Source organism: Terrabacter terrae (assembly GCF_039529575.1).
Lineage (GTDB): Bacteria > Actinomycetota > Actinomycetes > Actinomycetales > Dermatophilaceae > Terrabacter > Terrabacter terrae.
Window position 1 is genome coordinate 1 of sequence record NZ_BAAANB010000025.1, and the last position, 2,707, is coordinate 2,707.

The 2,707-nt window shown below is 72.2% G+C and carries 2 protein-coding genes; both read right to left on the bottom strand.

The features are described 5' to 3' along the window. On the bottom strand, nucleotides 1–1,304 hold a 1,304-nt coding region (locus ABD194_RS18550), incomplete at its 3' end, for a cryptochrome/photolyase family protein (RefSeq protein ID WP_343994236.1). Beyond that, nucleotides 1,304–2,614, bottom strand: coding sequence for a class I SAM-dependent methyltransferase (locus ABD194_RS18555; protein WP_343994238.1), 1,311 nt, complete (start codon nucleotides 2,612–2,614; stop codon nucleotides 1,304–1,306). The genes ABD194_RS18550 and ABD194_RS18555, both read right to left, overlap by 1 nt. Nucleotides 2,615–2,707: the final 93 nt, after the last annotated feature.

A 2,707-nucleotide genomic window follows, 5' to 3' on the forward strand; every position in this document is an offset into this window, starting at 1 on the left:
TCGTTGTCGTACCCGTTGTCGTGCTTCCACGGCTCGTGTGCGGCCGCGCCCGCGAGGTGTCGCAGCTCCGGCACCCATCGTCGGACGTACTCGCCGTCCGGGTCGAACTTGCGTCCCTGGCTCACCGGGTTGAAGACGCGGAAGTAGGGCGAGGCGTCCGTGCCCGTGCCGGCGACCCACTGCCAGCCGTGGTTGTTGGAGGCGAGGTCGCCGTCGACGAGGTGGTCGAGGAAGTGCTGCGCGCCCACCGGCCACCACACGTGCAGGTCCTTGGTGAGGAAGCTCGCCGTGAGCATCCGGAGCCGGTTGTGCATCCACCCCTCTGCGAGAAGCTGCCGCATGCCGGCGTCGACGATGGGATAGCCGGTGCGCCCCTCGCGCCAGGCGTCGACGAGCCGGTCGGTCTCGGGCCCCGAGTCGTAGGGAAGCCTCGCCAGCTCGGGCCGTAGGTCGTGCCAGGCCGACTCCGGGTTGTGCCACAGCACGTCGGCGTAGAACTCGCGCCACACGATCTCGCTGACGTACGTCGTCGCCGCCTTCGAGCGCCCCGCCGAGTGTGCCGCGATGTCGGCGAGGATCGTGCGCGGGTGGATCTCGCCGTACTTCAGCGGCGCCGACAGCCGGCTCGTCGAGTCGAGGTCGGGCCGGTCGCGTTCGCTGTCGTATGCCGTCAGCCCGTCCTCGAGGAACGACTCCCACCGCCTCCGCGCGGCTGCCTCGCCGGCCTCGATGCTCTCGAGCCCGTCGACCTTCGGCAGGTCGTCGCTGTGGACCTCGTCGCGCAGCCACGGGATGCGCTTGGGCCGTTCGGCCGGTTCCGGCCGCCCGTGCTGGTGCCACGCCCTCGCGAACGGGGTGAACACCTTGTACGGCGTGCCCGAGCCGTTGACGATGCGACCGGGCCCGACGGCATACGGCGACCCGGTCACGACGAGCTCGCGGCCGTCCCCGGCGAGGCCCTTCTCGACGGCCGCGTCGCGCCGGCGGCCGTACGGCGTCGTCTCGCGGGAGGCGTGCACCTGCTTCGCGCCCACCTGCTCGGCCAGGCGGGGGATGACCCTGACGGGATCACCATGGCGGACGACCAGCGCCCCCCGAGTGTCCTTCTGCAGCGCCGCCAGCGACGCGAGCAGCCGGCGCGAGCGCGGGATGTCGGTGTGGAGAAGTCGCGGGTCGAGCACGAAGACGGGCAGCACGTGCGACGCGGAGTCGATCGCCGCCAGCAGCGCGGGATGGTCGGACAGGCGCAGGTCGCGCCGGAACCACAGGACCGACGTGCTGCCCGAGCTCTTCGACGACGCCATCACGAGGCCGCGGACGCGGCACCCTCCCGCTCGAAGCGCACCTGGGCGACGTCGAGGTAGCCGGTGGCGAAGCCGGCCTCGCAGTAGGCGAGGTAGAACTCCCACTTGCGACGGAACGTCTCGTCGAAGCCGAGCACCTGCACCTCCGGCCAGCGCGCGAGGAAGGTCTCGCGCCAGCGGCGCAGGGTCTCGGCGTAGTCGGCGCCGAACGGCTCGACGGCGGTCATCCGCAGCGACGTCGCGGCATCGGCCGTCTCGCTCATCGCCTGCAGGCTGGGGATGAGCCCGCCGGGGAAGATGTGCTTCTGGATCCAGCCGTAGGAGTGCTTGGTGGCCGTCAGCCGCTCGTGCGACATGAGGATGGCCTGCACGGCCGCGATGCCGCCGGGCGCGAGGCGCTCGTCGATGGTGCGGAAGTAGGCAGGCCAGTACTCCTCGCCGACCGCCTCGATCATCTCGACGCTGACGACGGCGTCGTAGACACCCTCGACCTCGCGGTAGTCCTGGATGCGGATGTCCACGGTCTCGGCGTACCCGGCGGCTGCCACCCGCTCGCGCGCCAGGGCCGCCTGCTCCTTCGAGAGCGTCACGCTGGTGACGGTGGCGCCCCGGCGGGCCGCCTCGAGGGCGAGCGTCCCCCAGCCGGTGCCGATCTCGAGCAGCCGGGTGTCCTGGCCGACCTTGGCCAGATCCAGGATCGCGTGCACCTTGCGCACCTGCGCCTGCTCCAAGGACTGGGTGCGCAGCGGCTGGTCCTCGTCGAAGATCGCCGAGCTGTAGCTCATCGTCTCGTCGAGGAACGTCGCGAAGAGGTCGTTGGACAGGTCGTAGTGCGCCTCGACGTTGCGCCGCGAGCCGAGCAGCGAGTTCTCCTGGATGCGGGGGATGCGCCGGTCGACCACGCCGCGCAGCCGCAGCCAGCCCTTCGGGACCGCCGTGGTCATCCGCTCGGCGAACGGCACGAGCAGCTCGGCGAGGTCGCTGCCGTCGGCGGCCCGCCAGTCGCCCGCCATGTACGCCTCGCCGATGCCGATCTTCGGGTGGTGGGCCAGACGCTCGAAGAGCGCGCCGGGGCGCACGACCTCAAGGGCCGGGCGCTGGGCATGCTCGGCGGAGCGACTGCCCCCGCCGAGCAGCGTCCCGTCCGGCATGACGACGTCGACGGGCACCCGCTGCGCGACCTGGGCGAGGATCCTGCCGGCCAGGCGCGCCCGCAGGCACAGGGCCTTCAGGGCGGGGCGGCGCAGGCACAGGGGGTCGGCGACGCTCGACGAGGGGGTCGGCGACACGCTCGAGGACAGGGCGGTCATCGGACGGCCTCCTTGGGGTGTGGGGGGCGGGGCATCACGGGCAGGCGGCGCAGCCACAGCCGGGTGCCGTGCGCCCGGATCAGGGCGGTCACC